Consider the following 25,117-nt stretch of genomic DNA (forward strand, 5'->3'; position numbering starts at 1 on the left):
TCGAGCTCACGCCCGAGCGGCGCGATAACGCGTCATGCGGAACTCGACGACGTTCATGATCCGGGTCAGGATGAAGACCACGGCGAAATAGATGATGCCGGCGGCGATCAGCGGTTCGAAGATCAACAGGGACTGACGCTGCAGCATCCGCGCCGTGCCCATGACTTCGAGAATGGTGATCGTCGAGGCAAGCGAGGTCGTCTTCAAAAGAATGATGAGATCGCTCGTCAGGACCGGCATGCAGTGACGGAACGCCTGTGGCAGCGTGACACGGCGAAGGATGGTCCACCGCCTCATGCCGACTGAAAGCGCCGCCTCGATCTGACCGCGCGGGATCGCCTGGATCGCGCCACGAATGACCTCGGCATTGTACGAAGCCTGGTTCAAACTGAGTGCGGCGATCGCGTACCACAATCCGTCGCGCAGATAGGGCCAGAGGAAACTGTGGCGAACCCAGGTGCCGGGCAGGACCTGGCCAAGGCCGTAATAGATCAGGTAGATCTGTACCAGCAACGGCGTCCCGCGAAATGCAAAGGTGAAGGCGAAGGCCGGCCATGCCAGCAATCTGTATTTCGAGAGGCGGGCAAGCGCAGTCAGCGTACCGATCACGAGGCCAAATATGCCGGCCGTTGCAGTAAGCAGCAGCGTCAGCGGCATCGCTTTGATCAGGGCAGGCAGATAGGAGATGACGTTGGTGATCGTTTCCATCAGCGATGCCCCCGGTTCAGGTGGTTTTCGATACGGCTGATGATGAAGACGGAAACCAGCGTGATGAGCAGGAAGAGCAGGGCCGTCAGGCCATAGAAGAGAATATATTGCTTGGTGCTGGCGGCTGCGCGATAGCCCGTATAGAGCAACTCGCTAAACGAGCCGAGCACGGAGATGATGGCGCTTTCCTTGGTGATGGAAAGCCAGAGATTGCCCATGCCCGGCACCGCATGGCGCATCATTTGCGGAAGAACGACGCGGGTCAGGATCTTGCGTTGCCGCATGCCGATCGATACGGCAGCTTCAAGCTGGCCCGGCGGGATCGCGAGATAGGCGGACCTCAGCACCTCGGTCATGAAGGCGCCTGAGACGAAGGCGAGCGCGATGATTGCCGCCCAGAACGGGCTGAATTGGAACGCGGCATCGACAAGGCCGGCATATTTGAGGAAGCGTTCCGCACCGCTTGCGACGGAGAAATAAAGGAGAAGGATGACCAGTAGCTCCGGCAGAGAGCGCACGACGGTCGTATAGAGCCCGGCGATAATACGAAGCGAGCGACGATGCGAAAGCTTGCCGGCAGCTCCCAGAAGGCCGAAGATCACGGCGACGATATAGGAAACGATCGATACCTGGAGGGTCATCAGCAGACCCCAGGCGAAATTCGCGCCCCAGCCCTCCGGCCCCCAGCCGAGCAAGTGCCAATATGTGTCCATGCGTTTTACCTGCTCTATGCGGCTTTGCCTGTGGCAATCAGCCGGACGGCCCAACGGGCCGATATGCGGGATCAGGCGTCGTCTGCTCGTTGCGGTTGCGATGAGGCTTCTGAAGCGATGTCGCGTGGGGAGCAGGAAAGGGCGCCCCGGGCGTGGCCAAGGCCACGCCCGGCGTCACGCGATTACTTCTTGCCGAAGATCCACTTGTCGACCAGCTTTTGCGTCGTGCCGTCCTTGTTGAGTTCGGCAAGCGCGCCGTTGACCTTGCCGAGCGTATTGGCATCGTCCTTGCGAATGGCATAGGCAACACCTTCGCCGAGCGTGGTGTTCTTCGGCACTTCGAGCTTTACCTCATAGTCGGCGCCGGCCGGCGACTTCAGGAACGTCTGAATGTAGAGATCAGGGATCAGGACATAGTCGACGCGGCCAGCAACCAGGTCGGCGACGGAATTGTCGGCGGTGTCGTAGCTCTTCGCCTCGGCGCCCTTCAGATATTTCGCAACATAGGCAGCCTGAACGCTCGATGTCTGAACGCCAATGATCTTGCCGGAGACAATTGATGGATCAACGATCTTGCCCGAACCATCCGGCGCATCGACCGTAGCGATCTTCGTGGTATCGGACTTGGCGCCAACGAAGGACGTGCCTTCGGTGTAGTAGGGCGTGCTGAAATCGACGACCTTGCGGCGATCATCGGTGATCGAGAAAGCGCCGATAATGAAATCGACCTTCTTTTCGTTCAGCGAAGGAATAAGACCGTCCCAGGCCATTTGCTTGATGTCGCACTTGATCTTCATCTTCTCGCAGACAGCGCGGGAAAGATCGGCTTCGAGACCTTCCCATTCACCGGCTGCATTGACCTGCGTGAACGGCATATAGGGCTCGGGCGTCATGCCGAGACGGATAGTATCCTCGGCATGAGCAAAGCCGGCTGACAGTATCAGTGCGACACCGGCGATGATTTTCGATTTGAAGCTGTGCATTCTGTTCTCCCGTTTGTTCTTGAGTGTGCTTATCGGCCGTTGCGATACCAGCGCAGCGACATGCAGGACAGGCCCGCATCGATCTTCCCGATCTCGGTGGTCTTCATCGGCACGACCTTGTAGCCGAGCTTGTCGAGCATCTCGATCGTGCGCGGAAAGTCGGCACCGACCATGACGACATCATTGACGCGCAAAGCGTTGGCGGCCGGCTCTTCGCCTTCCGGAATGATGATCTGCTTGAACTCCTTGAAGACGCCTGAGCGCGCGAGGCGGGCGGTCGACAGGACGCTTTCGTCATCGAGCAGCGAGCAATCGGTCTTGAAATGCAGTACGCCTTCCGGCGTCGCGACGATCTCCGCCTTGCGGCCGAGCTTTGCGATGCAGGCGGAAAGAGCCTCGGCTCCGACCTTGTCGGTGCGCGCCGAAAGGCCGATCATGACGCTCTTCGGCGTCGTCAGCACGTCGCCGCCATCGGCAAAGCCCGGGGTCGGCAGATCGAGTACGGTTTCGAACATATCGCGCAGCGTCGGCGTAATTTCGGCCGTCTCTCCGACACGGCTGACTGCGCCTGGACGCAGCAGGATCGCGCCTTCGGTGAACACAAGCGCGGGGTCTTCGACGAAGACCGAATCCGGGAAGGCTTCGAGCGCCGGGAGAACGGTCACTTCGACGCCGGCGTCGCGCATGGCGGCGATATAGGCATCGTGCTCGGCCTTGACGCCTTCGAACGTCGGATTGCCGCGATCGTCGGCCCGAAGGCCGTTGACGACGGAGCGCGAGGGTTCGCGCACGATGACGGAATTGAAGTGATAGACTGATCTTGCTTGCGACATTGCAGGTACCTTTACTTTTGTACGGGCTTCTCTATCCGGCTCAACCGGCTGCGTAAAGCAATTGTGTGACCGCCGGTTCGCGGCGCGACAGGTGAATGCCGGCGAGCATGCAGCGGACGGATCCGCCGGCAAGCTCGATGGTCGAGACATCGAATGGCAGCAATTTTGCCGATTGTTCGATGTCCTGGATCTGGGTCATGTCGAGAGCCGCGCGAGCCCTTGCGGACAAAACAACCAACCTGCCGTCGCGCCCGTCCAGCTCGATGGCATTGCCGGCGAAGTTCTCGATCTGCTCGATCGAAAGGTCGATCACTTTGCGGCCGGTCTCTTCCAGGCGCGCGATGATCTCCCGCCTTCGCGCGACATCGGGAATCATCTGAGATCCCAAAAGTGCGAAGTCGGTCCCGATGCACATCAGCACGTTCGTGTGATAGATCGCCTTGCCGTTACGGTCGACGGCGTCGAAGACCATCGGCTCGAAATTGAAATGCGTGCAGAAGCGTTCCAGTGCGACCTCATTGGTGCGGTTGGAGCGGACGGCATAGGCCACGCGGCCGATATGGTCGAGCACCATGGCGCCGGTGCCCTCGAGATAGACATGGTCCTTTTCGAGGCCGGAATAGTCGATGACATCCTGGACGCGATAGTCCGTCTTCAGCATCTCGATCACATCACTGCGCCGCTCGGACTGGCGGCTCGCCGAATACATCGGATAGATGGCGACGTGGCCACCGGAATGAGTCGAGAACCAGTTGTTCGGAAAGACGGAATCGGGTGTCGCAGCGGTCTTGTCTTCGAAGACATGGACGGTGACGCCCGCCCCAGCCAAGCCCTCCGCCATGTGCGTTACCTCACCGAATGCAGCACCCGCGATTGCCGCTGCAGCACGCTTCTCGTCATTCGACTGGAACGAATTGTCCTTGGCGGTCATCGGATTCGGGGTGAAGTGATGAGGCCTGATCATCACAACGGATTTTGGGGCCTGGACGGAAAGTTTGCTCATTGTTCAGGCATTGCTCCGCTTATGAACAGATGTTGAATGATGCGACCGGCCGCAGAGACCGCGCCGATCTTGCAGTATCGGTTTCTTCCCCTGGTCCTGTGTGCAGATTGATGCTCCAACGTCATCAACATCTAGAAATTGAACCATGTTTCCAGTTCCACAAGGAAGTTTGATGAGGCAGCCTAGGAAGCCATAGCGTCAGTTGAAATTTGAGAACTGTAGAAAATTTGCTAGGAAATCTGGCACATTGCTCAGCCGATTTGTGCAGATTTATACCAATGGCCGCGACAAGGTGAATCACGGGTTTCGACACTGCCAAATTGAAGAAGCTTTGTGCTTGAGCGGATGCGCGCGACAGTCGTGCCGAAAGGGCTCCGGCCCTCGATGGCGGTTGGCGCGTGTCGTTGGGTGATTGCGGCCAAGACGAGTGGATTTTTGCCGGTGATCCGTCGAAAAATTACGCAAGCACAAAAAAGCACCTTAGCAGTTCCCCAAGCGCCGTGCTAACGATGACGATTGACGGCAGTAGCCGGCCAACCGCTCTATGGAGAATTAAGACAGTGACGGATTTTCTTGAAAAATGGTCTTCCAAAAAGGCTGATAAACCCAGAGCAGGAGCGAAAACTGTCATCGACACCTTCCGCGCCAGAATTGCGGAACAAAAAGCCTATCTCGAAGAATATGAGCGCGATGTCGACGGCTTCAGCAAGTGGCGCTCGACCTGGTTTCAGCGTGTACCCGGCGGTTTTGGTGTGACCGTTGGTCGTGACGCGGTCAATGCCGGCAAGGGATTGAGCTACGTCGTCGTTGAAACGCTCAAGGATGTCGCCGAATTTCTCGACGATCTCGCGCATCATGCACAGAGCGACACCGGCTTTCAGCAGGCCCTCGAAAATAACCGCCAGCGCCGCGCCGCACTTCTGAATGCCGGCAAGGCCGGCGCCAGCGCCGCCGCTTCGAAGGCGGCAAAGCCAGCGGCTACCAAGGCTGTCGCTACCAAGACCGTAGCTACCAAAGCCGCCCCGGCGAAGGCCGCTGCGGTTACTGCCGACGGCGAGGCAAAGCCGAAGAGAGGCCGTAAGGCAAAAGCTGAAACGACGACGAACTAACGTCGATCAGTCTTGAGTGAATGACCTGTTGAGAGACCGAAGCTTCTAAACAGAGGCTTCGGTCTTGAAGCTTTTCGGGGTCTGCCAGCATTAGGTCAGACTGATCACTCTCGTTCCGGGAGACCGGAAGTACGCCAATCGAGGGATAATCCAAACAATGCTGAATATTTACCCAGCTAAAGCCGGAATGGCTGAAGAGGCCGCCAGGGACGCACTGTGGATCGATCTCCTCAATCCCTCTGCCGAAGAGGTGGCTCAGGTCGAAAAACTGCTCGGGACGAAATTGCCGTCCCTGGGCGCCCTCAGCGAGATCGAGGTGTCGAGCCGTCTCAAGAAGCGCAACGGCATGCTCTATATGAGCACGCCATCGGCGGCCCGCCGTCCTGAAGGCGTGCAGGCAACCCCGCCATTGGGATTTGTTTTGTCTGCCGACAGACTGGTCACCGTTCGGTTCATGCCGCTGCCCACCTTCGAGGCGGTCGCTGGCAAATTTGCTGCCGACCAGGATATGCCGAAATCGAGCGTCGAAGTGTTCGTTCTATTGTGCGAAGAGATTGTCGACCATGTTGCCGACATTCTTGAGCATTTGGCTGGCGAATTGAATGGCCTCTCGGTCGAGGCGTTCCGCGCCGACGATACTCGCGGTCGCCATCCCGCGCGGGCCAATCGGGTTCTACGCGGCCAATTGCGACAGGTTGGTCGCCTTGGTGACCGTCTCTCGGAACTGCGCGACGGCCTGCAGGGGCTCGGGCGTGTCATTGCCTATGCAGAGCAATATGCCTGTGACTGGGACGGCGGAGTATTGAAGCCGCGCGTCGGCAGCCTGCGACAGGACATCCATTCCCTTTCGGATTACGAAGAGCAATTGGCCAATAAGGTCCAATTCGTTCTGGATGCACTGGTCGGCCTGATCGGCATAGCGCAGAACGATATTTTCAAGGTTCTGACGATCGTCTCGATCGTCGGCATCCCGCCGACCTTGATGGCTGGTGTCTATGGCATGAATTTCAAAAACATGCCGGAATATGACTGGGTCTGGGGCTATCAGTATGGCTGGGCAGTGATCCTGATCAGCGCGATCATTCCCTTGATCTGGTTCAAGATAAAGGGCTGGTTCTAAGCCGGCTGGTGATGGCGAAACGGCGAAACTCGAGATAGGTCAATCGACTGCGAGCCCAATTACCAGCCACAGATAAGGCAAGCGGTGTCAGCACGATCGAAAGGCAGGGAGCCGCGGCCACCCGCCAGGCCGCCGCGACATATTGCGGCTCTCGCTGACCATCAGGTAGAGCGATGCCAAGGGAGGTTGCGCGCCGGGTCCAAGGAAGCTCGTGCTTGTTTCGAGGAGGATCTCTCGGGCAAGTTCGGGGCTATCTGTACGAGCATTGTGCCGGCGATATTCGCTATCGCTGCGACAGGATCCAGTCCCGCACGATTGCCACCTCGGGTCGCTTCAGGCTCGGTTCCGGCGTCATCAACATATAGGGCTGTCGGATCGGCAGGTAGATGCCGAAGGGTTCGACCAGGGTCCCCTTAGCGAGCTCCTTCTCGATCATGAAATTCGGAATGAGCGCAAACCCGCCACCTGCGATACATGCTTCGACGGCAAGGAAGATCAGGTTGAAGGTTATGGCAAAATGCAGGTCGACATTGCCGAACCCGGTTTCAAGGAACCACGCAGCCCAGCCGATGTCGTGCCAACCGGGCTCCATGAACTCGATCTTGATCAATGGCTGTCCGAAGAGATCCGCAGGTGTCGGCTGCTTCGGTAGGCGCTCAAGGAATTCGGGAGCGCAGACCGCGGCAAGATGTCCGCCAAGCAGCAGATCCTGCTGCATGCCTGCGACATTGCCTAGACTTTGGTAGATGGCAAGATCGGGCGGCGGATCCTGAACATTCCACCGCTGCGGAAGGGCGGCGATACTGACCGATATATCGGGATGGGCTTGGTTGAAGTGAGCCATGCGCGGGGCAAGCCATCGCGAGGCAACCGAAAACTGGGACCGGATCAATACCTGGCTCTTCATCTCGCCCGCGCGAGTGGAGAGGGAGGCGGATGAGATCTGGTCGAAAACCGCGCCAAGCTTCTTTGCGTAAAGCAGGCCCTTCTCCGTCAGGGTGACGCCATTGGCGCGACGCTCGAACAATGCTCCCCCGACCCACTCCTCCAGTTGTTTCATCTGGTGACTGATGGCGCCTGCGGTCACGCCCAGTTCAGCTCCGGCCTGGACGAAACTCAAATGCCGAGCAGCTGCTTCAAATGCTCTCAGTGCGGTGAGGGGAGGTAGATGACGAACCATGGATGGCTTAGTTTTTCTAAGGGTCTCTAGGAAAATTATTGGTTTGCGCAAGAAATCGCCCTCTGATTTATCTTTGTCAACGACAAAGGTGAGGGAAACTATGTCTCGAGACGCTGCTTTGGAAATTGCGCGAGCCCATGGTTCGGACGGTCGCTTTCTCCATGATTTGGCAAAGAGGGTTGCCATTCCCACTGAGAGCCAGAATGCTGCCCGCATTGCCGACTGCAATCGATATCTCGTTCACTTTGCAGATGATCTGGAGCGGCTCGGGTTTGACCGTCAGATCATCTCCAATGAGATGCCTGGCGGCGGACCGTTCCTCATCGCGCGCAGGATCGAGGACCCAGCACTTCCAACCTTGCTGGTCTACGGTCATGCCGATGTCGTCCTTGGCATGGAGGGTGAATGGAGCGCCAATCGAGACCCATGGACGATCTCCGTCGAAGGCGATCGCATTTTCGGGCGGGGAACGGCGGACAACAAAGGGCAGCACACGATTGCCGCATTGGCGATCGAAGCTGTGTTGGCAGTACGCCAGCGCCTTGGATACAACCTCGTCTTTCTACTCGAAACCTCCGAGGAGACTGGGTCGGCTGGACTTTATGAGTTCTGCGAGAAGTATCAGGATGAGCTGAAAGCGGACTGGCTGATCGCTTCGGATGGCCCACGGCTGATCGCCGATCGGCCGACGCTCGTCGGTGGGACGCGTGGAACCTACGATTTCGATTTGATCTGCGATCTGCGCGCCGGCGGGCATCATTCCGGTAACTGGGGTGGCCTGATCGCCAATCCAGCGACGATCCTCAGCAATGCGATAGCCTCCCTCATTTCGGAACAGGGGCATATCAGGGTGCGCGGCATTGTTCCGGATGCGATGCCGCCAGCCGTCTCACAAGCCCTGCGTGCGATCGAGATCAGGGAAAACCCCGAGGGGCCGAAACTTGATCCCTGGTGGGGCGAGCCGGATTTGACGCCGGCGGAACGCGTCTTTGGCTGGACCTCTCTGGAGGTCCTGGCGATGACCGCCGGTACACCTGACCATCCGGTCAACGCCATCCCGCCAAAAGCCTGGGCGCGCATGCAAATCCGCTATACGGTGGATGTCGATCCCACTCGCTTTCATGAGGCGATCCGGGAGTTTCTTGACCGCAAAGGCTTCCATCGCATCCAGATGGTCAGCAGCACCTTCGAGTATGATTGGGGCGCCACCCGGCTTGATCCTGAGCATCCGCTGATGAAATGGGCTGTCGCATCCATCCACAGGACGACAGGGCAGGTTGCGACCGTCCTTCCCAATGCCGGCGGTTCGTTGCCGAACAATTGCTTTGCCGATCTGCTTGGCATACCGACGGTCTGGGTGCCGCATTCCTATTCAGGCTGCAGTCAGCATGCGCCGGATGAGCATTTGCTGATACCCCTCGTTGCCGAGGGGCTCGCCATCATGACCGGCCTGTTCTGGGATCTCGGGTCAGACGATCCGCCGCCGAGGCGCGGCTCACAAGATGCCAATCGGGAGCAGGAAGGCTGATGATCACGAGTTGATCGTCAGCGATATAAGAGAGTTGGGAGGAGCGAATGAATCTGTTGAAATCATGGGTGGCTGTCGGTGTTGCGATAGCCGCTGCGGCCTGCCTTGGTGCTGGCGGCGTCAGCGCGCAGGACGGCGCCAAGGCAGAGGTGCGGATCGGCACGGAAGGTGCCTATAAGCCTTGGGCCAGTATGGAGGCTTCCGGAGAATTGGTGGGCTTTGATATAGATCTTGCCAAGGCCGTCTGCGAAGAGATGCACCGGTCCTGCCGTTTCGGCACGCAGCCGTGGGAAGGCCTGATCCCGGCGCTTGAGCAGGGCAAGTATGACATCCTGATCGGTGGTATCTCGATTACGCCGCAGCGCGCAAAGCGGCTGTTGTTTACACAAAGCTACGGCAATTTGCCGATCAATGTCGCCGCCCGGAAAGGCGAAGGACTTAATGGCGCAAAGACCTGGCCCGACTTGAAATCCGCGTTGAAGGGCAAGGCCGTCGGCGTTCAATCAGGCACGCAGAGCCAGAAGTTTGTCGATGCGGAACTGGGCGGCGATGTGACGGTGCGGCTCTACGACAATCAGGATAGTCTCAATCTCGATCTGTTAGCCGGCCGTGTCGATGCTGCTGTCGCCGGGCGCTCGCCTTGGGTCGATCTCGTTCGCTCAGCCAACGGGAGGGATGTCGAGATCCTCAGCCCGGACCTCACCTTCAAGGATTTTCCTTATCTGGGCGTCGGCGTCGGCGGATTGCTGCGCAAGAATGAGCAGCCGTTGCAAGATGATTGGGACAAGGCGCTTTGTGTGCTCAAGCGAAAGGGCGTCGTTACCCAGATCTCGCAGAAATGGTTGGGTTTCGACATCGCAACGGCGCCCGATCCGGATCGCTGCAGGGAAGCCGGTTGATGAGCGCAGCGTCCCTGTCGGCTCTTTTCTCCTGGGATGTGTTGGCATGGAGCAAGCCCTTGTTGAAAGGGCTTGGTGTAACGGTAATCTGTGCGCTGCTTGGTTATCTCTTCGGCGCACTGCTGGGCCTTCTCATTGCCTTTGCAAAGCTTGGGTCTTCCCGGCTTCTGTCGGGTACGGCGACCGCCTACACGGTTCTTCTGCGCGGGGTGCCGCCCTTGCTTGTCATCTTTCTGCTATTCTTCGGCACCAATAGCCTGCTGATGTGGATTGCGAGCGGCTTCGGATATAATGACTATATCGAGATCGACGCGTTCTTCATCGGCGTCATTGCCGTTACGCTCGTTGTTGCGGCGTATAGTACGGAAGTCTATCGCAGCGGGTTCAAGGCGGTGCCGATAGGCCAGTTCGAGGCGTGTCACGCTCTCGGGCTAAGGCCGATGCACGGGATGCTGTTCGTGGTCATTCCGCAAATGCTGCGGTTCGCACTGCCGGGGCTCGGCAACGTTTGGATCATGGCGGTCAAGGAGACGACACTCCTGTCGATCATTGCCGTCAGCGAGCTGATGCGCGTGGCAAGCTCGGCCGGGCGCACAACGGGACAACCCTTCCTGTTCTATGGGCTTGCCGCCCTGGCCTATTTCACGATCGTCCTCGTATCGAACCGCTTCTTCCATTGGATGGAAGACAGATTGAGGCATAGCTGATCGCATGGATACGGAGCAATTTCTCTATATCGCCGGAGAGCTTTTGGGCGCATCAACGGCGACGCTCGGTCTGACTGCCTGTGTCGTTCCGCTGGCTTTCGGCTTTGGGGCCCTGGCATCATGGGCCAGATGCTCTCGCCACCGCATCCCACAAAGGCTGGCCGACCTCTACGTCTTGATTTTCAGATCGACGCCCATGCTTGTGCAGCTTTTCGTGCTGTACTACGGACTTAGCCAGTTCGAGATGGTGCGCAGCAGCTTCGTCTGGCCCCTCTTGCGCAATCCATACATCTGCGCCGTGTTCGCAATGGCGATTGGATCAGGGGCCTACGTCGCAGAGGTCATTCGCGGCGCCCTCGGCGCCGTCCCGAAGGGCACAGCGGAGGCCGGCACATCGCTTGGCTTGACCCGCGTCAAGACATTCTTCCTCATCACCCTGCCAATAGCGGCGCGCAGCGCCATCCCAGCCTCAAGTAGCGAGATCGTCATCACCATCAAGGCAACGTCTCTCGCCTCGACGGTGACGATCATGGAACTTACGGGCACGGCGAGAGATTTGATGAGCGAGACTTATGATGTGATCGAGGTATTTGTCATGGTGTCCGCCATCTATCTTATCCTGAATGCCGTTATCATGCTGTTGTTCAGGACCGTCGAAGCGCGTTTCTCAATTCCGGGATTGGCCGCATAGGCTATGCATCTTCATCCGCTTTCTGCTGGCAACCGGGCTCGATCTCGATCAGGATACCTCAATCACCATGGAGGCCCCGAATATGCTTGCCCGCAATACCTATACTGCCGGATTTTTCATCGCGGTTTCCCTGATGCAGACCGAGGCGGCGCTCGCCCAAACGCCGCATGCAGAAGTCGGCGTGGGCGCGCAATATGACACGACCCACGTCTATGTCGATCCGGACAAGGTGGACGCTTTCGTCACAAGTTTTCTCGGCACGTTCGGCGGTACGAGCACGAAGCAGGTGGTTGCGACCGTGACGCCGACGCCGAGCAGCACGACGTCGCAACTTCTGCAGACGCCGGTCGGAACTGTGTCGCTCTTCGGCTTCAAGACACCGATCCCTTACCCCTTCGGAGCGGAGCGAACCGGCTATCTGGTGACCGATCTGGATAACGCCGTCGTCGCGGCCCGCGCCGCCGGCGCGTCGGTCGTGGTTGAGACCTTCCCCGATCCGATCGGTCGGGATGCCGTCATTCAATGGCCGGGCGGCATCAACATGCAGCTCTACTGGCATAAAACCAAGCCCGATTATGCGGCTCTCGATAAAGTTCCGGAGAACCGTGTCTATGTATCACCGGATGCCGTCGACAAGTTCGTCAAAGCCTTCCTGACCTTTTCCGATGGCAAGGTCGTGTCTGACGACAAAAAGGCCTCCGGCATCGAGATCGGCCGCCCCAACGATACATTTCACCGTCTTCGCATCGAATCTGTCTTTGGCAAGATGACCGTGCTCGCAACTGACGGTTATCTACCTTACCCCTATGGCCACGAGACGACGGGTTACGAGGTCTCCGATCTTGCCGCGACGCTCGACAAGGCCAAGGCGAACGGCGCAACTGTCCTCGTCGATCCCCATACCTCGGACAGACGTAAGGCGGCGATGGTCGAATTCCCCGGCGGTTATGTCGCCGAGATTCATTCGCTTTCCTCGCAGTGAGGGCTTGGGGAAATCCTGCCGGTACGAAGCCGTTACCTGAAGGGCATGTATCCAGATACTACTGGACAGCAGCTGCTCGTGTCGCTCGGGACATTCTGCCGCAGCGAGTTCAAGGATAGATATTTGCGATCGTCACGAGCCTGACGCTATAGATCCTAGGAATATTGGGGGGCCAAATGCAAGCGACCGCACTCGACTTCAATTCCGAGCTACATGCACGGCCGTCAATCTATTTCTCCGGCCCCGCCATCGTCGAACATATAGCATTGGCAGGAACTGCGTCCACGGCCCACCATCCAAACCATCGTACCATTGAGGCCGATGATGAATTGGCTGGTGCGTCAACACAGGTCGAGTTTCACACGGAATTCGTTACCGTGACGAGGGTTACCCCTCTTGAAAGGGAACCGCGGGAATGGCCGGGCAGTAACCTTTCGACAGAAGAGGCCGCGCGACTGGCCGGACTATCGGACTGGTCGTTTATTTGCCGATTGGAGATCCTTGTCTGCGGGGCGGCACCAGCTGAACTGGGACCGTTTCTATCGGCATTCCATTTTGGCGACACTGCCGCGTCTACGATTGGCGGCGGGGCGGCGCTGGTATGCTCGGATTTTCGTGTTGGAGACAATAGTTCGAGCCGAGCCATTCTCTTCAACAGCGATCTTAACGCCTATCGTCTCGGGCGGATGATCCGGCGGGTCTATGAGATCGAGACTTACCGTGTCATGGCGTTGTTGGGTCTTCCGGACGCCAGGCGGCTTGGCCCGGCTCTTGGTGGATACGACCGAAAGCTCGTCGAACTGACCAATCGTCATGCAACAACCTCTGCAGAAGAGCACAAGCGTCTTCTCGATGAGATCTCGCAACTTTCAGCCGAGGTGATTTCCGCGGCTGCGCAGACGCGGAATCGATTTGGCGCGACGGCAGCCTATGCCAAGATCGTCGAGGAGCGCATCGTCGAATTGCGGGAAACGCATGTACCGGGTTTCCAGCGCTTCGGAGTGTTCGTCGCCCGACGGTTCAAGCCGGCGGTGAGAAGTTGCGAGGCGACGGCCCTGCGGCTGGAGCAGCTTTCGCACGCGACCATGCATCTGATTGATTTGCTGCAGACCCGAATCCAGGTCGATATTGAAGTGCAAAATGCGGTCCAGATCCAGGCGATGGCCGAGCGGGCAGAAACGCAGGTGAAGATCCAGAGGGCAGTAGAGGGACTGTCGATCATTGCGATCAGCTATTATCTTCTAAGCTTGATCAAGGTTGCATTCGAAACCGCCGATCACGCTGGCCTTCATATCGATCCGATCTACATGCTGATTTCGATTCCGGTTGTCATCGGCGCAGTTGCTCTTGCAATCCTGAGGGTAAGGCACGCGCTCAAATCATGAGTTCGCTTTGGTGAAGCGCAGCACCGACAGAGCGGTCTAGCTGAAATGCTGATGTCGTAGCTCTGTCCCTGCGGGCTTCTTCTCCTCATCGAACGCAAATGGGAGATGACGGTTGAGAATAATTGACGTCAGCGAACGGCTGTTACCCATATCCAGATATACCGATCATGCCTTGCCTACCGGGGACTGACCACGAGCATTGCCGCCGTGACCACGAATAAGCAGCGAGACTGCAAGCCTGTCGTCGGATACGGCTATACCTCCGTCGGCGGGTTCGGGCAGAGCGGTCTGATCCGCAAGCGCTTTGCGCCGCGCCTCTTGAATGCATCGCGGGATCTGCTCATGAACAACGCCGGTGACAATATCGATCCGTTCCGAGCGTGAAAGGCAACGATGACCGGTGAAAAGCGCGGTGGCCATGAACCTCTACGATTTGGACCAGGGGCTTGCTGCGGCGTCGGTGCTCGCCCCGTTTGGCCTCCGCTGGTTCGAAGACGCCTGCAATCCCTTGGACTTTCCAGTTCAAGCCCGCATTGCTGAACGTCTATGCCGGCCGGCTTGCTGCCGGCGAAGCTCTGGTTTCGCTCGCGGAAGCCAAGCTGCTGGATCGTCACGCAGGGCTACGCCGTGTGCGAGATGTCCTCGTCTTCGATCCTGTCCATTGCTACCGCCTTCCCGGATATATCGACATTGTCGATCATCTGACGTCACTCGGCTGGGATCGCAATTCCTTCTGGCCGCTTGGCGGGCACTTGTTTTGCCTGCATGTGGTCGCAGCGATGGGGCTTGCCGGGGCGGAATTGACGCCGTTCGCCTTTTACCCATTCAGCGGCCTGTTTACCGGAGCGATGATCGGTGAAGGGCGGTCAAATCCTCCCGATATTCCAGGCATCGGGGTTGAATTAAACGATGGTGCCAGGCGCGCGTTCAAGACTTTGGCGTGACCTAAACCGTGGAAAGCTGGATCCATCCCAGCAGCTATCAGTCACGTGGCTGTATCTTGCTCCACCACGAACGAAAGCAGGATACACATCGCAAAAGCCGCGGAACAATGCCGACCGCGAAGATTGCAATCGCCAGGGAGCAGGAGATCAGCGGCCTGGAGTTCAAAGTCACCCAGCCACTGCCGCAAGGCGCGACAGCGGCTGGGTCGGCCGCCGTCACCTTTGGGGCATGTCGGTGACGGGACGACTGCGGGTAACCCGATTAGATGGGGAGGCTCTCTGCTTGCGCGCCTCACGCGCTTGCCACGGTCTCCGCCCTGGAAAAGATGCGATCGAGCGAGGGCGCCAGGCGCAAGAGCTCGCGCGTATAGCCATGCTTCGGCGCGGAAAACAGGGTTTCCGTGTCTGCGAGCTCAACGATCTCGCCAGCCTTCATGACCGCAACCCGGTCGCACATCTGCCGGATGACCGCGAGGTCATGGCTGATAAAGAGGATCGACAGGCCGGCAAGGTCGCGCAGATCTTTCAAGAGATTGAGGATCTGGGCCTGGACAGAGACGTCGAGCGCCGAGGTCGGTTCATCGCAGATGAGCATTGTTGGTCGTGGCCCCAGCGCCCTGGCGATCGCGATGCGCTGACGCTGGCCGCCTGAAAATGCATGTGAGAAGCGCGCGCCGGCTTCACCCGGCAGGCCGACGGCCTCAAGCAACGTCCTTGCGTCCAGTCTCGCTTCCTCTTTATTCGCCGCAAGCCTGTAGAAGAGGATGGGCTCGGCGATCGCCGAATTGATCCGCAGGCGCGGATTGAGTGCCGAATATGGATCCTGAAATACCATCTGCATCGCGCGGCGGACGGATTGATCGCGGCTGCCGGCAAGGGGCTTTCCCTGAAAGTCGATGTCGCCCGAGCTCTGTGGCACCAACCCGGCGATCGTATTCGCGACGGTGGTTTTGCCGCAACCGGACTCGCCGACGAGACCGAAGATTTCGCCGCGACGGACGTCGAAGGATACGTCCTTCACGGCCTTGAAGATCGAAGACTTGCGGCCAGCCAGGAGCGAGCGCTTTCCATATTCCACACAGAGATTGCGGATGTTCAGCACGATGTCGTCGGTCGTTTCCGCGCCGGTTTCGACGCTCTTGCGGCGCACGCTTTCACGCGCATCGAGCGTGACCTTGGTTTCCTCGCTTGGAACCGGCAGGCGGTCGAGCCTGACATCGATCGGCGGAACGGCAGCAATCAGCGTGCGGGCATAAGGCGCCTTCGGCGCGGTCAGCACCTCGCGCGTTGGTCCGCTCTCGACCACACAGCCGTTCTGCATGATGGTCACGCGGTCGGCGATTTCGGCGACGACGCCCATATTGTGCGTCACGAGCAAAACGCCGACCCGGCGCTCGTTGGCGAGATCGCGAATAAGTTTCAGGATCTGCGCCTGCACAGATACGTCAAGCGCCGTGGTCGGTTCGTCAGCGACGAGCAGTTTGGGACTGCAGGCAAGCGCAGTGGCGATGACAACGCGTTGGCGCTGGCCGCCCGACAACTGATGCGGATAGCTGCCCAATCGCCGTTCCGGTTCCGGAATGCCGACGGCCCGCATCAGGTCGAGCGCACGGGCGCGGGCTTCGCGGCGGCTGATGTTCAGATGCGTCAGCATGCCCTCGCATAACTGGCTCTCGACCGTAAACAGCGGATTGAGGCTGGTCATGGGATCCTGGAAGATCGCGCCGACATCGCGGCCGGGTACGATGCCTTCGGTGCGGCCGGTATGCACATCGATGGGCTTGCCGGCGATCACGATCGATCCGGCAGCGATCCGGCCCGGCGCCTGCAGCAGGCCCATGAGCGCATTGCCGACGGTGGTCTTGCCAGCACCGGACTCGCCGACCAGCGCGTGGATCTCGCCCGGAGCAATGGTCAGATTGACATCGTTAACCGCCGCCAGCGTCTCGCCATTGGCAAGGGGATACTCGACCCGCAATTTCCTGATGTCGAGGACAGGTGTCTGTACGTTTATCATCAGCGTGCCATCAGTTTGGGGTTGAAGCGATCGCGAAGATAGTCGCCAATGATATTGACGGCGAGAACGAGGATCACCAGAACGGTGGCTGGCATGACGGCAATCCACCAGAGGCCGGAAAATAGGAACTCATTGCCGATCCGGATCAACGTGCCGAGCGAGGGATAGGTCGGCGGCATTCCGGCACCGAGGAAGGACAGGGTCGCTTCGGTGAGAATGGCGCCGGCAAGGTTAATGGTGGCAATGACCATGACGGCGCTGATCACGTTCGGCAGGATGTGGCGGATCATGATGCGGCGCGACGGCAGTCCGATCACCTTAGCCGCGCGGACATAGTCCCGCGACACCTCGACCATGGAGGATGCCCTCACGGTGCGCGCATATTGCACCCACTCGTTGACGGCGATCGCAAAGACCAGGATGGCGGGGGCCCAGGTCAGAACGGTGTCGGCGCTCAGCTGCGCCTTGGCGACACCGCTGATGAGAAGCGCGACGAGGATCGTCGGAAAGCTGACCAGCACATCGGCAATGCGCATCACGACGCTGTCGACCCTGCCGCCGAAAAAACCGGCGATCAGGCCAAGAAGAACGCCCATCATGGCGGCGAACAGCACGGCTCCGATGCCGATCAGTACGGATATCCGCAGCCCGAACAGGATCACCGAGACGAGATCGCGGCCCTGATTGTCGGTGCCGAGCAGGAAGCGCGGATCACCGCCATCCATGAAGGCGGGCGGAATCTCCGCATCCATGAGCGAATAGGAGGAGACGTCACGCGGATCCATCGGCGCGATCATCGGCGCGAAGACCACAAGTACCAGCAGCGTCGCGAGCACCAAGCTGGCGATGATGACCGAAACCGGGGGGAGACGCTGGATGAGTTGAGCTTGCCTGGCCATTATCGTGTCCTCAGCCGGGGATCGATGAAGATGTAGAGAATGTCGACGACTGTGTTGATGAGAACGAACAGGAAGCCGACGAACAGGAGATAGGCGGATAGAACAGGAATGTCCGGGAAGCCGACCGCATTGGTGAAGAGCAGGCCCATGCCGGGCCACTGAAAGACCGTTTCGGTGACGATCGCAAAGGCGATGAGCTGGCCGATCTGCAAACCTGTTACGGTGACGACGGGCATCAGCGCGTTGCGCAGCGCCAGGCGCCCATAGATATAGGAGCGCGGCAGGCCGCGCGCGAAGGCGAAGCGGATATAGTCCGACGAGAGTACGTCGATCATTTCCGAGCGCACCAACCGCATGATGAGCGTCAACTGGAAAAGAGCGAGCGTGATCGATGGCAGGATGAGTGACTTCAATCCGGAGAGCGTCAGAAATCCGGTCTGCCAGAAGCCGAGATCGACGACATCACCACGCCCGGAGGAGGGCAACCAACGCAGATTGACGGCGAAAACGAGGATCAGCAGCAATCCTGTAACGAAGGTCGGCATTGAGATGCCGACAAGCGTCAAGGATTGGGTCAGCCGGGAAAGCGCTCCGTTTGGTTTCAGAGCGCAGACGACACCGAGCGGAATGCCAATGGCAAGCGACATGATCGTGGCGACAATCACCAATTCCAGCGTAGCGGGAAGCCGGCTCAGCAATAATGTGGCGACAGGTTGCTGATAGCGGAAACTTGTACCCAGATCACCATGCAATACGCGCCCGACGAAGTTGAGAAACTGGATAACGAGCGGCCTGTCGAGGCCAAGAACGGCGCGCAGAGCGTCCTTTTCGGCTTGGCTTGCGCCTTCGCGGACCATTGCGGCGACCGGGTCGCCGACGAACCGGAACATGATGAAGGCGATTGCGATCACAGCAACCATCACGAGGACGGCCTGCAGCAGCCTTGTCGTTAAAATCCTGATCATAGGAATAAACCTTACGGGCGCACGACTAGGCTCTGAGGCCCAAAAGAACGCGTTGCTTGACTGCATCCTGCCTTGCGGGTGATCCCGAAAACCTTGGTCCGGGATCACATGACGCAACGGAGCTATCGGTTCACTTCATCTGTGCGAACCAGGGACGGACATATTCGTCAGCGAACTGAGGAATATCGACCTTGTCGCTCATGGCCCAGGCGACCGGCTGTTGATGAAGCGGCAGATAGAGCGCCTGATCGTGGGCGATCTTGAATGCTTCCTTCAACATGTCGACGCGCTTGCCTTCATTGAGTTCGGTCGAAGCTGAGCGTGCCAATGCATCGATCTTGGGGTCAGAAAGACCGTTCGGATTGCTGCCGCCATAGGTGCCATCATTGGTGGCAAGCAGGGACTGCAGGACGCTATAGCCGTCCATCGGCGGCAGCGAGGCCCAGCCGAGTATGTAGACATCCAGATCACCCTTGTCCATGCGCGGGAAGTAGGTGGTCTTGCTTTCGACGGCGACCTCGGCCTTGACGCCGATCTTGGCCCACATGGAGGCGATCGCCAGGCAGATCTGCTCATCTGCGATATAGCGATCGTTCGAGCAATTCAGGCCGATCTTGAACCCATCCGGAAATCCGGCTTCCGTCATCAGTGATTTTGCCTGCGCCACATCGAAGGTGAGCGGAACGTCGATGGACTTGTCGTAGCCCGTGACCTCTGGCGCGACCAGCATGCCAGAGATGCGCGACTTGCCACGCATCAGTCGCTTCTGGATCGTGTTCAGGTCGATGGCATGCCAAAGCGCCTGGCGCACCTTGACGTTCAGGAGCGGATTGGGCTTGCCCGGCATGGCATGGAGCTCAGGCCGGAAGTTGAGGCCAAGGAAGATTTCGCGCAGCGACGGGTTCTCGACCACCTTCAGGCCGGGCGTGTTGCTGACGCGGTCGATGTCCTGCAGCGGGATCGGGGCGATCATATCCAGTTCGCCCGAAAGGAGTGCCGCGACACGCGTGGCATTCGACGCGATCGGGCGATATTCCACGCCAGTCAGATTGTGTTGGGGCTTGTCCCACCAGCTTGCATTGACCGCGAAAACCGACTTTGAATCCGGCTCGTAGCTGACGAGCTTGAACGGACCGGTGCCGTTGGCGTGATTGCTGGCGTAGGTGACAACGCCGGTCGAGGCGTTGCCGGGCTTCAGAGCGTCGTGCTGCTGCATCCACGGCTTGCTCATGATGTAGACAGCGGCAAGGTCGTTGAGCAGCAGAGGGTAGGGGCCGCGCAGAATGATGTCGACGGTATAGTCATCGACCTTTTCGGCGCCGATCACCGCAGGCAGGTTCTCGCGGTTGCGCGCGCCGGGGTCGATTTCGCGCAGGATGGTTGCGACGACATCGTCGGCATTGAAGGGCTGGCCTTCATGGAATTTTACGCCCTGCCTGAGCTTGAAGCGCCAGCGCGTCGGCTCGATGACCTCCCATGAAGTGGCGAGCGCCGGCTCGAGTTGCAGGTTCTTGTTTCTGCGCACCAGCGGATCGAACACCATGTGATGGACGCTTTGGGTGAAGCTGTCGACCTGAGCGTTCGGGTCATACGAGATGACGTCGCCAGCCGAGGACCAGCGCAGCGTCTTTGCAAGCACTGGCGTCGTCAGCGGCACGATGATGGCGAGCCCCGCCAACAGGGTCTTCAGATAATTGTTCACGCTATCCTCCCATATTACGTATACATTGTAATAGATTTTACGTATACGATTGCTCCCAAACTTTAGTATACATATGATGTGCACAGTTTCAAGATGCGGGGATCTGATTTCACGAAATGTCGTGGAAGACTCGCAATCATGTCGAAGGAGGAGGGCCGGATGACGAAATCGCTTCTGATCACAAATGGCGTTGTTGTCACAATGGATGCGGAGGGCCGCGTTCTTGAAAAGGCGGATGTCCTGATCGAGGACGGCCGTATCGTCTCTGTCGGCGATCCTCGGTCGGAAGCAGCCGCGACCGCTGAACGCATTGATGCGGCGGGCATGGTGGTGATGCCCGGCTTCGTCGACACGCATGCGCATGCCGGACATATGCTAACCAAGGGCTTAGGCGAGGATTCTGACCAATGGATGGAGATTACCGGCCGAATTTATGCGGAAGCTACCGATATCGAGTTCTGGGCGGCAGAGGCGGCGCTTTCGGCATTTGAGCGCATCAGATGCGGCACGACGACCGCAGCCCTACTGTTCGGCGGCGGTCCCGATATCATGCGAACCGAAACTGCGGACGCCGCTCACGCTCATCTCGAAGCGATCGCCGATATGGGGGTGCGCGAAGTGCTTGCCGTGGGGCCAAACCGGCCAAATGGCTCTCACCTATACCGCAATCATACACACAGATCGTATACAAATGTCGTCGTGGATCCGATGCGGCAATTGTCCGTATGCGCCGAACTCATCGACGCCTGGGCTGGCCGCAACGATTGCCTGCGGATTGCGGTGTCGCTTCCTGTGTTCGACGCGAACGAATTGGAGAATGAGATCGTATGTAATTTGTCACGGCAGGCCCGCGATCTTGCGCGCGAGAAAGGCGTGCTACTGATCCAGGATGGTCATCGCGAAGGTTCGATTGCCGCCAACGCAGCGGAGCTCGATCTTTTTGATCATCGCTCGCTGCTTGCGCATTGTATTGAACTCACCGCGGAGGATTTTGCCGTGTTGACGAGGACCGGCGCCAAAGTCGCACATAATCCAAGCGCCCTGATGTCGGTGTTCGGCCGCTGCCCGGCGCCGGAGCTGATGGAGGCCGGCGTGACGGTTTCGCTTGGCACGGACGCCGCCGCACCTGACCGGCCCTTCGATATGTTCCGCAATATGTTCCAGGCACATCGCTATCATGCTCGGCACTTCAAGGATGACGGGGTTCTGCCACCCATGCAGCTTCTGGAGATGGCGACTATCGAGGGCGCGCGTGCACTCTCGATGGATGAGGAGATCGGGTCGCTTGAGGTCGGCAAGCGTGCCGATATCATCCTCGTCAACATGAGGCAGCCACATCTCTTTCCACCGGCCAACCCGGTCCAGCGGCTTGCCCGCTTTGCCAATGGCGCCGATGTCGATACAACGATCGTCGGCGGTCAGGTCCTCATGCGCTCAAGGCGTCTGGTCCGGCACGACGAAAATGCGATCCTGGCACGTGCCGAGCGCGCCTTTCATCAGATGACGGAACGTATGGCGCTCGCATGAGGGCGTAGCTCAACCCGAGGATTGATTGGAGACTATGCAATGAACGAGCTTCTCATTCGCAACGTCAGCCCATTCGGTGGCGAGAGGACGGATCTCTACATCGTGAATGGCCGCTTTGCCGACAGTCGACCGGATAGAGCGGTGGCCGAGGTCGATGGTAGCAGTTGCATCGCCTTGCCCGGACTGGTCGAGGCGCATACGCATCTCGACAAGAATCTGATCGGTATGGATTGGTTCGAGAACCGCGTTGGCCCGACAAGAAACCAGCGAATAATCGCCGACCGGCGGGCGAAACAAGAACTTGGCATCGACGCACGCCGGCAAGCCGCCCAGCAGATCCTGCAAACGCTGGCCTTTGGTGTGCTGCATATCCGCAGTCATGTCGATGTCGACACGGAAATCGGCATTTCCAACATAGAAGGCGTCGTCGAGACGCGAAATGCCTTCGAAGATCTGGTCGATGTGCAGATCGTCGCCTTTCCTCAGAGTGGCATGCTGGTGCGGGATGGGACGCTTGATCTGATGGACGCGGCGCTGAAAGCAGGCGCCGACATTGTCGGCGGCATCGATCCGGCGAGCATAGACCGTGATCCGATACGCCATCTGGATGCAATCTTTGCGCTCGCGGAGCGCCATGGCAAGCCGGTCGATATCCATCTGCACGAGCCGGGCGACCTTGGCGCCTTCTGTCTCGAACTGATCATTGAGCGAACACGCGCCCTTTCGATGCGGGGCAAGGTCATGGTCAGCCACGCTTACTGTCTCGGCATGCTGGACGCGGGAAGGCAGCAGGCACTCATCGATCTGCTCGCTGCTGAAGGCGTCGCCATCATGACGGTCGGCAGCCCATCTGCGCCGGCGCTGCCGCTGCGGGCGATGCGCCGGACCGGAATTGTGCTGGCCTCAGGATCAGACGGCATCCAAGGCACGTGGGAACCATGGGGCAATGGCGACATGCTGGAGCGGGCTAGATATTTGGCGCAGCGCAATGGCATGACCAACGATACCGATCTGGCTGAGGCGGCGCGTATCTGCACCTTCGGCGGGGCGGAAGGTATCGCTCTTGCCGACTACGGTCTTTCGAGCGGATCTCATGGCGACGTCGTCCTCGTGCCCGCACGCACTCTAGCCGAAGCGGTCGCGCTGACGCCTCAGCGGCGAACGGTCATCCGCCGCGGTCGCATCGTGGTGCGCGATGGTGTGCCGAGCGATCAGCTTTCGCATGTGCAGGATCTGACTCGTTAAACACACCAAAGGCTTCGGACATGGCAAGAATGGTTCCTGCCCGCTGTCCGATTTGAGACGTTCTTCCTCGTTGGCCTTCTCGGATATTTCAGTTCAGGATGATCATGGCGCACAATTCCAATGACAAGAAGCAGAAATCGGCGGTCTCCAAGTCGGATGCCGTCTACCGCACTTTGAAGCGTGCTATCCTCGACCAGGCGCTGGCGGCAGGAACGAAGCTGCCGGAGGATTCGATCGGCGATCGCCTCGGCGTCAGCCGGACGATCGTTCGGCAGGCGCTTGCCCGGCTCAATGGCGAAGGCTTGATCGAACAGCGCCCGCACAAGGGCGCCTGCGTTGCTCAACCGAGCCTCGAGGACGGGCGCAACATCCTGGCGGTGCGCAGCGTCCTAGAAGCGATGGTGGTGGAAACGCTGGTCGGCAAGCTGACACCGCAGCAGATCCGCCAGTTGGAAGCGCATGTCGATGCAGAAGATAGTGCGAGGGCCAACAACGCCTCCACCTCGATCCAGCTTTCCGGCGAATTCCACGTGCTACTCGCCACATTGACCGAGAACGATGCGCTGTCACGCTATGTCACCGAGCTCGTTTCGCGCTCGTCGCTTATCCTTTCGCTCTACGGCCGCCCGCATTCCCCCGATTGTGCCGTCTCGGAGCACAGGGAGCTGATCGCAGCACTCGCCAGCGCCGATCGCGACAAGGTACGAACCTTAATGACGGATCACATCGAGGCCATCACCACCCGTGCCTTGTTGAAGGCGACACCGGAGAAGGACTTTCCGGACCTGTTGAGCGCTTACGCGCGTGAGGAGGGGCTGTAGTAGCCTGCTCACAACTCGCGAGTACCGCACATCCTGCTCTCGAGGAGTAGAAATGAGAGATGGCGTGGGCGGAGCGCTTTGTCGCTCCCTACGCGCGCAATTTGAGAGACAGCTGTTCGCCCACGAAATCCAGGAATACACGGGCCTTGGGTGCCAGATGTCGGTTCGATGGCCATAGGAGGCGCAGTGTTGTCGCGTCTCCGACATATCGATCAAGCACTTTCACCAGCGTACCGCGCGCGATGTCGTCCTCAACCGCGAAGTCGGGCAGAAAGGCCAGCCCGGCTCCCTGCCTTGCAAAGACGAGCTGCGGCTCAAGTGAATTGGTAATCGTTGCAGCAGGTAGCTCGATATCAATTGCGGCGTCGCCATCACGGAAGAGCCATCGAAGAAGCTTACCCGTCGCGATTTGCCGGTACATTATGCAGGCATGCTGTTTCAGATCCTCGGGGGTTTCTGGAACGGTGCTTTGATTGAGATAATCGGGTGCCGCGACGACGATCTGACGATAGGCGCCTACAACCCGCGACATCAGTCGCGAATCGGTCGCACGACCGGTACGCAGCACCACGTCAAAACCCTCATCGATCACATCGACCAGCCGATCAGAGCAATCGATGTCGAGCTCGATTTCCGTATAGCGTTTCTGAAATTCTGCCAGCATCGACATGAACGGCATCCCCGCCGATGGAAGACTGAATTTAAGCTTGCCGCGTGGAGCCTCGTGGATTTGAGCAAGGTCCAGTTCGGCAGCCTCCATCTCGGCCGCAATGCGCCGGCAGCGTTCGAGAAACAGACGGCCCTCAGGCGTGAGCGTGACGCTGCGTGTCGATCGGTGGAAGAGCTTCGTCTGTAAGCGTTCTTCCAAGCGCAGGACGGCCTTGCTTACGGCCGACGCCGAAATGCCAAGTCGGCGGCCGGCCTCGGTAAAGCTTCCGGAATCGGCAGCCTCCGTGAATGCGGCCAGGGAGCCAAGACGATCCATACCAACTCCATAAGCGACAAATATTCATAAGTGAAATGAATTGAAGCATATTTTTCATTTAAAAGCGACCCTTTACCCTTTGCCGTCGAAACAGGCGCTCGGCTGAGCATCGCTATGTGATGACTGCCCCAACGGCTGGCGCTGTCCCGCAGATCTATTAAAGGAACACTC

24 protein-coding genes and 1 pseudogene are annotated in these 25,117 nt (G+C 58.8%); 13 read left to right on the forward strand and 12 right to left on the reverse strand.

From position 1 onward, the window contains the following. Nucleotides 1-6: 6 nt before the first annotated feature. The 5 genes from QD461_RS16320 to ctlX all read right to left on the reverse strand — a co-directional run bounded on the left by QD461_RS16320 (nt 7) and on the right by ctlX (nt 4,240). Nucleotides 7-708, reverse strand: a complete 702-nt coding sequence (locus tag QD461_RS16320) for an ABC transporter permease (protein ID WP_414088655.1) — start codon at nt 706-708, stop codon at nt 7-9. Continuing rightward, the gene (locus QD461_RS16325; protein ID WP_414088656.1) at nt 708-1,421 is read right to left on the reverse strand and encodes an ABC transporter permease; all 714 of its coding nucleotides are present in this window, start codon (nt 1,419-1,421) and stop codon (nt 708-710) included. Before QD461_RS16325 ends, QD461_RS16320 begins: the two co-directional genes overlap by 1 nt. 182 nt (nt 1,422-1,603) lie before the next feature. After that, nucleotides 1,604-2,404, reverse strand: a complete 801-nt coding sequence (locus QD461_RS16330; RefSeq protein ID WP_184706075.1) for a transporter substrate-binding domain-containing protein — start codon at nt 2,402-2,404, stop codon at nt 1,604-1,606. Nucleotides 2,405-2,433: 29 nt separating this feature from the next. Next, nucleotides 2,434-3,237 (reverse strand): dimethylarginine dimethylaminohydrolase family protein, encoded by an 804-nt coding sequence (locus QD461_RS16335; RefSeq protein ID WP_414088657.1) that lies wholly within the window; start codon nt 3,235-3,237, stop codon nt 2,434-2,436. A 40-nt stretch (nt 3,238-3,277) separates the two neighbouring features. Beyond that, the gene (ctlX, locus tag QD461_RS16340; protein WP_414088658.1) at nt 3,278-4,240 is read right to left on the reverse strand and encodes a citrulline utilization hydrolase CtlX; all 963 of its coding nucleotides are present in this window, start codon (nt 4,238-4,240) and stop codon (nt 3,278-3,280) included. Between the two features lie 560 nt (nt 4,241-4,800). On the opposite strand from ctlX, the gene QD461_RS16345 reads away from it, so the two are divergent. Next, entirely contained in the window at nt 4,801-5,349 is a 549-nt protein-coding gene (locus QD461_RS16345; protein WP_414088659.1) for a hypothetical protein, read from the forward strand. 157 nt (nt 5,350-5,506) lie between these two features. After that, the gene (locus QD461_RS16350) at nt 5,507-6,469 is read left to right on the forward strand and encodes a magnesium transporter CorA family protein (RefSeq protein WP_414088660.1); all 963 of its coding nucleotides are present in this window, start codon (nt 5,507-5,509) and stop codon (nt 6,467-6,469) included. A 283-nt stretch (nt 6,470-6,752) separates the two neighbouring features. Here QD461_RS16350 and QD461_RS16355 read toward each other — a convergent pair whose 3' ends face one another. Then, a complete protein-coding gene (locus QD461_RS16355) occupies nt 6,753-7,865 on the reverse strand; it encodes a LysR substrate-binding domain-containing protein (protein ID WP_414088661.1) in 1,113 nt (370 codons plus the stop codon). Here QD461_RS16355 and QD461_RS16360 point away from each other — a divergent pair. From QD461_RS16360 to QD461_RS16395, 8 genes are all read left to right on the forward strand, one after another. After that, nucleotides 7,750-9,177, forward strand: a complete 1,428-nt coding sequence (locus tag QD461_RS16360) for a M20 family metallopeptidase (RefSeq protein WP_414088662.1) — start codon at nt 7,750-7,752, stop codon at nt 9,175-9,177. The genes QD461_RS16355 and QD461_RS16360 overlap by 116 nt on opposite strands. A gap of 47 nt (nt 9,178-9,224) precedes the next feature. Beyond that, on the forward strand, nt 9,225-10,076 hold the full coding sequence (locus QD461_RS16365) for a transporter substrate-binding domain-containing protein (protein WP_414088663.1): 852 nt from the start codon (nt 9,225-9,227) through the stop codon (nt 10,074-10,076). Then, nucleotides 10,076-10,783: an ABC transporter permease gene (locus QD461_RS16370; protein ID WP_414088664.1), complete on the forward strand. Its 708-nt coding sequence runs from the start codon at nt 10,076-10,078 to the stop codon at nt 10,781-10,783. The genes QD461_RS16365 and QD461_RS16370 overlap by 1 nt, the downstream gene beginning before the upstream one ends. A gap of 4 nt (nt 10,784-10,787) precedes the next feature. Then, nucleotides 10,788-11,474: an ABC transporter permease gene (locus QD461_RS16375; protein ID WP_414088665.1), complete on the forward strand. Its 687-nt coding sequence runs from the start codon at nt 10,788-10,790 to the stop codon at nt 11,472-11,474. A gap of 133 nt (nt 11,475-11,607) precedes the next feature. After that, nucleotides 11,608-12,456, forward strand: a complete 849-nt coding sequence (locus QD461_RS16380) for a glyoxalase (RefSeq protein WP_414088731.1) — start codon at nt 11,608-11,610, stop codon at nt 12,454-12,456. A 176-nt stretch (nt 12,457-12,632) separates the two neighbouring features. After that, a complete protein-coding gene (locus QD461_RS16385; protein WP_414088666.1) occupies nt 12,633-13,841 on the forward strand; it encodes a DUF3422 domain-containing protein in 1,209 nt (402 codons plus the stop codon). A 207-nt stretch (nt 13,842-14,048) separates the two neighbouring features. Then, on the forward strand, nt 14,049-14,225 hold the full coding sequence (locus QD461_RS16390) for a hypothetical protein (protein WP_414088667.1): 177 nt from the start codon (nt 14,049-14,051) through the stop codon (nt 14,223-14,225). 89 nt (nt 14,226-14,314) lie between these two features. Next, complete coding sequence (locus QD461_RS16395; RefSeq protein ID WP_414088668.1) at nt 14,315-14,785, forward strand: hypothetical protein; 471 nt, start codon at nt 14,315-14,317, stop codon at nt 14,783-14,785. Between the two features lie 292 nt (nt 14,786-15,077). Here the strand turns inward: QD461_RS16395 and QD461_RS16400 are convergent, their stop codons facing one another. From QD461_RS16400 to QD461_RS16415, 4 genes are all read right to left on the reverse strand, one after another. After that, nucleotides 15,078-16,802: a dipeptide ABC transporter ATP-binding protein gene (locus QD461_RS16400; RefSeq protein WP_414088669.1), complete on the reverse strand. Its 1,725-nt coding sequence runs from the start codon at nt 16,800-16,802 to the stop codon at nt 15,078-15,080. Further along, nucleotides 16,802-17,701, reverse strand: coding sequence for an ABC transporter permease (locus QD461_RS16405; RefSeq protein WP_414088670.1), 900 nt, complete (start codon nt 17,699-17,701; stop codon nt 16,802-16,804). The genes QD461_RS16400 and QD461_RS16405 overlap by 1 nt, the downstream gene beginning before the upstream one ends. Further along, entirely contained in the window at nt 17,701-18,666 is a 966-nt protein-coding gene (locus QD461_RS16410; RefSeq protein ID WP_184706101.1) for an ABC transporter permease, read from the reverse strand. The genes QD461_RS16405 and QD461_RS16410 overlap by 1 nt, the downstream gene beginning before the upstream one ends. Before the next feature lie 130 nt (nt 18,667-18,796). Beyond that, nucleotides 18,797-20,368, reverse strand: coding sequence for an ABC transporter substrate-binding protein (locus QD461_RS16415; RefSeq protein ID WP_414088671.1), 1,572 nt, complete (start codon nt 20,366-20,368; stop codon nt 18,797-18,799). Between the two features lie 159 nt (nt 20,369-20,527). On the opposite strand from QD461_RS16415, the gene QD461_RS16420 reads away from it, so the two are divergent. The 3 genes from QD461_RS16420 to QD461_RS16430 all read left to right on the forward strand — a co-directional run bounded on the left by QD461_RS16420 (nt 20,528) and on the right by QD461_RS16430 (nt 23,961). Beyond that, nucleotides 20,528-21,895, forward strand: coding sequence for an amidohydrolase family protein (locus QD461_RS16420; protein ID WP_414088672.1), 1,368 nt, complete (start codon nt 20,528-20,530; stop codon nt 21,893-21,895). Nucleotides 21,896-21,934: 39 nt separating this feature from the next. After that, nucleotides 21,935-23,140: an amidohydrolase gene (locus QD461_RS16425; protein WP_414088673.1), complete on the forward strand. Its 1,206-nt coding sequence runs from the start codon at nt 21,935-21,937 to the stop codon at nt 23,138-23,140. Nucleotides 23,141-23,244: 104 nt separating this feature from the next. Next, a complete protein-coding gene (locus tag QD461_RS16430; RefSeq protein ID WP_414088674.1) occupies nt 23,245-23,961 on the forward strand; it encodes a GntR family transcriptional regulator in 717 nt (238 codons plus the stop codon). Nucleotides 23,962-24,049: 88 nt separating this feature from the next. Here QD461_RS16430 and QD461_RS16435 read toward each other — a convergent pair whose 3' ends face one another. Beyond that, nucleotides 24,050-24,721: a LysR substrate-binding domain-containing protein gene (locus tag QD461_RS16435; protein ID WP_313206310.1), complete on the reverse strand. Its 672-nt coding sequence runs from the start codon at nt 24,719-24,721 to the stop codon at nt 24,050-24,052. A gap of 48 nt (nt 24,722-24,769) precedes the next feature. Continuing rightward, nucleotides 24,770-24,946, reverse strand: a pseudogene (locus tag QD461_RS16440) (LysR family transcriptional regulator); the annotation flags it as partial. Nucleotides 24,947-25,117 lie beyond the last annotated feature (171 nt).

Source organism: Rhizobium sp. BR 314, from assembly GCF_047445805.1.
In the GTDB taxonomy this organism is placed as follows: Bacteria; Pseudomonadota; Alphaproteobacteria; order Rhizobiales; family Rhizobiaceae; genus Rhizobium; species Rhizobium lusitanum_B.

Excerpts from the sequence above, each read along its gene's own strand:
- QD461_RS16320 (WP_414088655.1), bottom strand. The coding sequence starts at position 708 with ATGGAAACGATCACCAACGTCATCTCCTATCTGCCTGCCCTGATCAAA.
- QD461_RS16325 (WP_414088656.1), bottom strand. The coding sequence starts at position 1,421 with ATGGACACATATTGGCACTTGCTCGGCTGGGGGCCGGAGGGCTGGGGC.
- QD461_RS16330 (WP_184706075.1), bottom strand. The coding sequence starts at position 2,404 with ATGCACAGCTTCAAATCGAAAATCATCGCCGGTGTCGCACTGATACTG.
- QD461_RS16335 (WP_414088657.1), bottom strand. The coding sequence starts at position 3,237 with ATGTCGCAAGCAAGATCAGTCTATCACTTCAATTCCGTCATCGTGCGC.
- ctlX (WP_414088658.1), bottom strand. The coding sequence starts at position 4,240 with ATGAGCAAACTTTCCGTCCAGGCCCCAAAATCCGTTGTGATGATCAGG.
- QD461_RS16350 (WP_414088660.1), top strand. The coding sequence starts at position 5,507 with ATGCTGAATATTTACCCAGCTAAAGCCGGAATGGCTGAAGAGGCCGCC.
- QD461_RS16360 (WP_414088662.1), top strand. The coding sequence starts at position 7,750 with ATGTCTCGAGACGCTGCTTTGGAAATTGCGCGAGCCCATGGTTCGGAC.
- QD461_RS16355 (WP_414088661.1), bottom strand. The coding sequence starts at position 7,865 with ATGCGGGCAGCATTCTGGCTCTCAGTGGGAATGGCAACCCTCTTTGCC.
- QD461_RS16365 (WP_414088663.1), top strand. The coding sequence starts at position 9,225 with ATGAATCTGTTGAAATCATGGGTGGCTGTCGGTGTTGCGATAGCCGCT.
- QD461_RS16370 (WP_414088664.1), top strand. The coding sequence starts at position 10,076 with ATGAGCGCAGCGTCCCTGTCGGCTCTTTTCTCCTGGGATGTGTTGGCA.
- QD461_RS16375 (WP_414088665.1), top strand. The coding sequence starts at position 10,788 with ATGGATACGGAGCAATTTCTCTATATCGCCGGAGAGCTTTTGGGCGCA.
- QD461_RS16380 (WP_414088731.1), top strand. The coding sequence starts at position 11,608 with ATGCAGACCGAGGCGGCGCTCGCCCAAACGCCGCATGCAGAAGTCGGC.
- QD461_RS16385 (WP_414088666.1), top strand. The coding sequence starts at position 12,633 with ATGCAAGCGACCGCACTCGACTTCAATTCCGAGCTACATGCACGGCCG.
- QD461_RS16400 (WP_414088669.1), bottom strand. The coding sequence starts at position 16,802 with ATGATAAACGTACAGACACCTGTCCTCGACATCAGGAAATTGCGGGTC.
- QD461_RS16405 (WP_414088670.1), bottom strand. The coding sequence starts at position 17,701 with ATGGCCAGGCAAGCTCAACTCATCCAGCGTCTCCCCCCGGTTTCGGTC.
- QD461_RS16410 (WP_184706101.1), bottom strand. The coding sequence starts at position 18,666 with ATGATCAGGATTTTAACGACAAGGCTGCTGCAGGCCGTCCTCGTGATG.
- QD461_RS16420 (WP_414088672.1), top strand. The coding sequence starts at position 20,528 with ATGACGAAATCGCTTCTGATCACAAATGGCGTTGTTGTCACAATGGAT.
- QD461_RS16425 (WP_414088673.1), top strand. The coding sequence starts at position 21,935 with ATGAACGAGCTTCTCATTCGCAACGTCAGCCCATTCGGTGGCGAGAGG.
- QD461_RS16430 (WP_414088674.1), top strand. The coding sequence starts at position 23,245 with ATGGCGCACAATTCCAATGACAAGAAGCAGAAATCGGCGGTCTCCAAG.
- QD461_RS16435 (WP_313206310.1), bottom strand. The coding sequence starts at position 24,721 with ATGGAGGCTGCCGAACTGGACCTTGCTCAAATCCACGAGGCTCCACGC.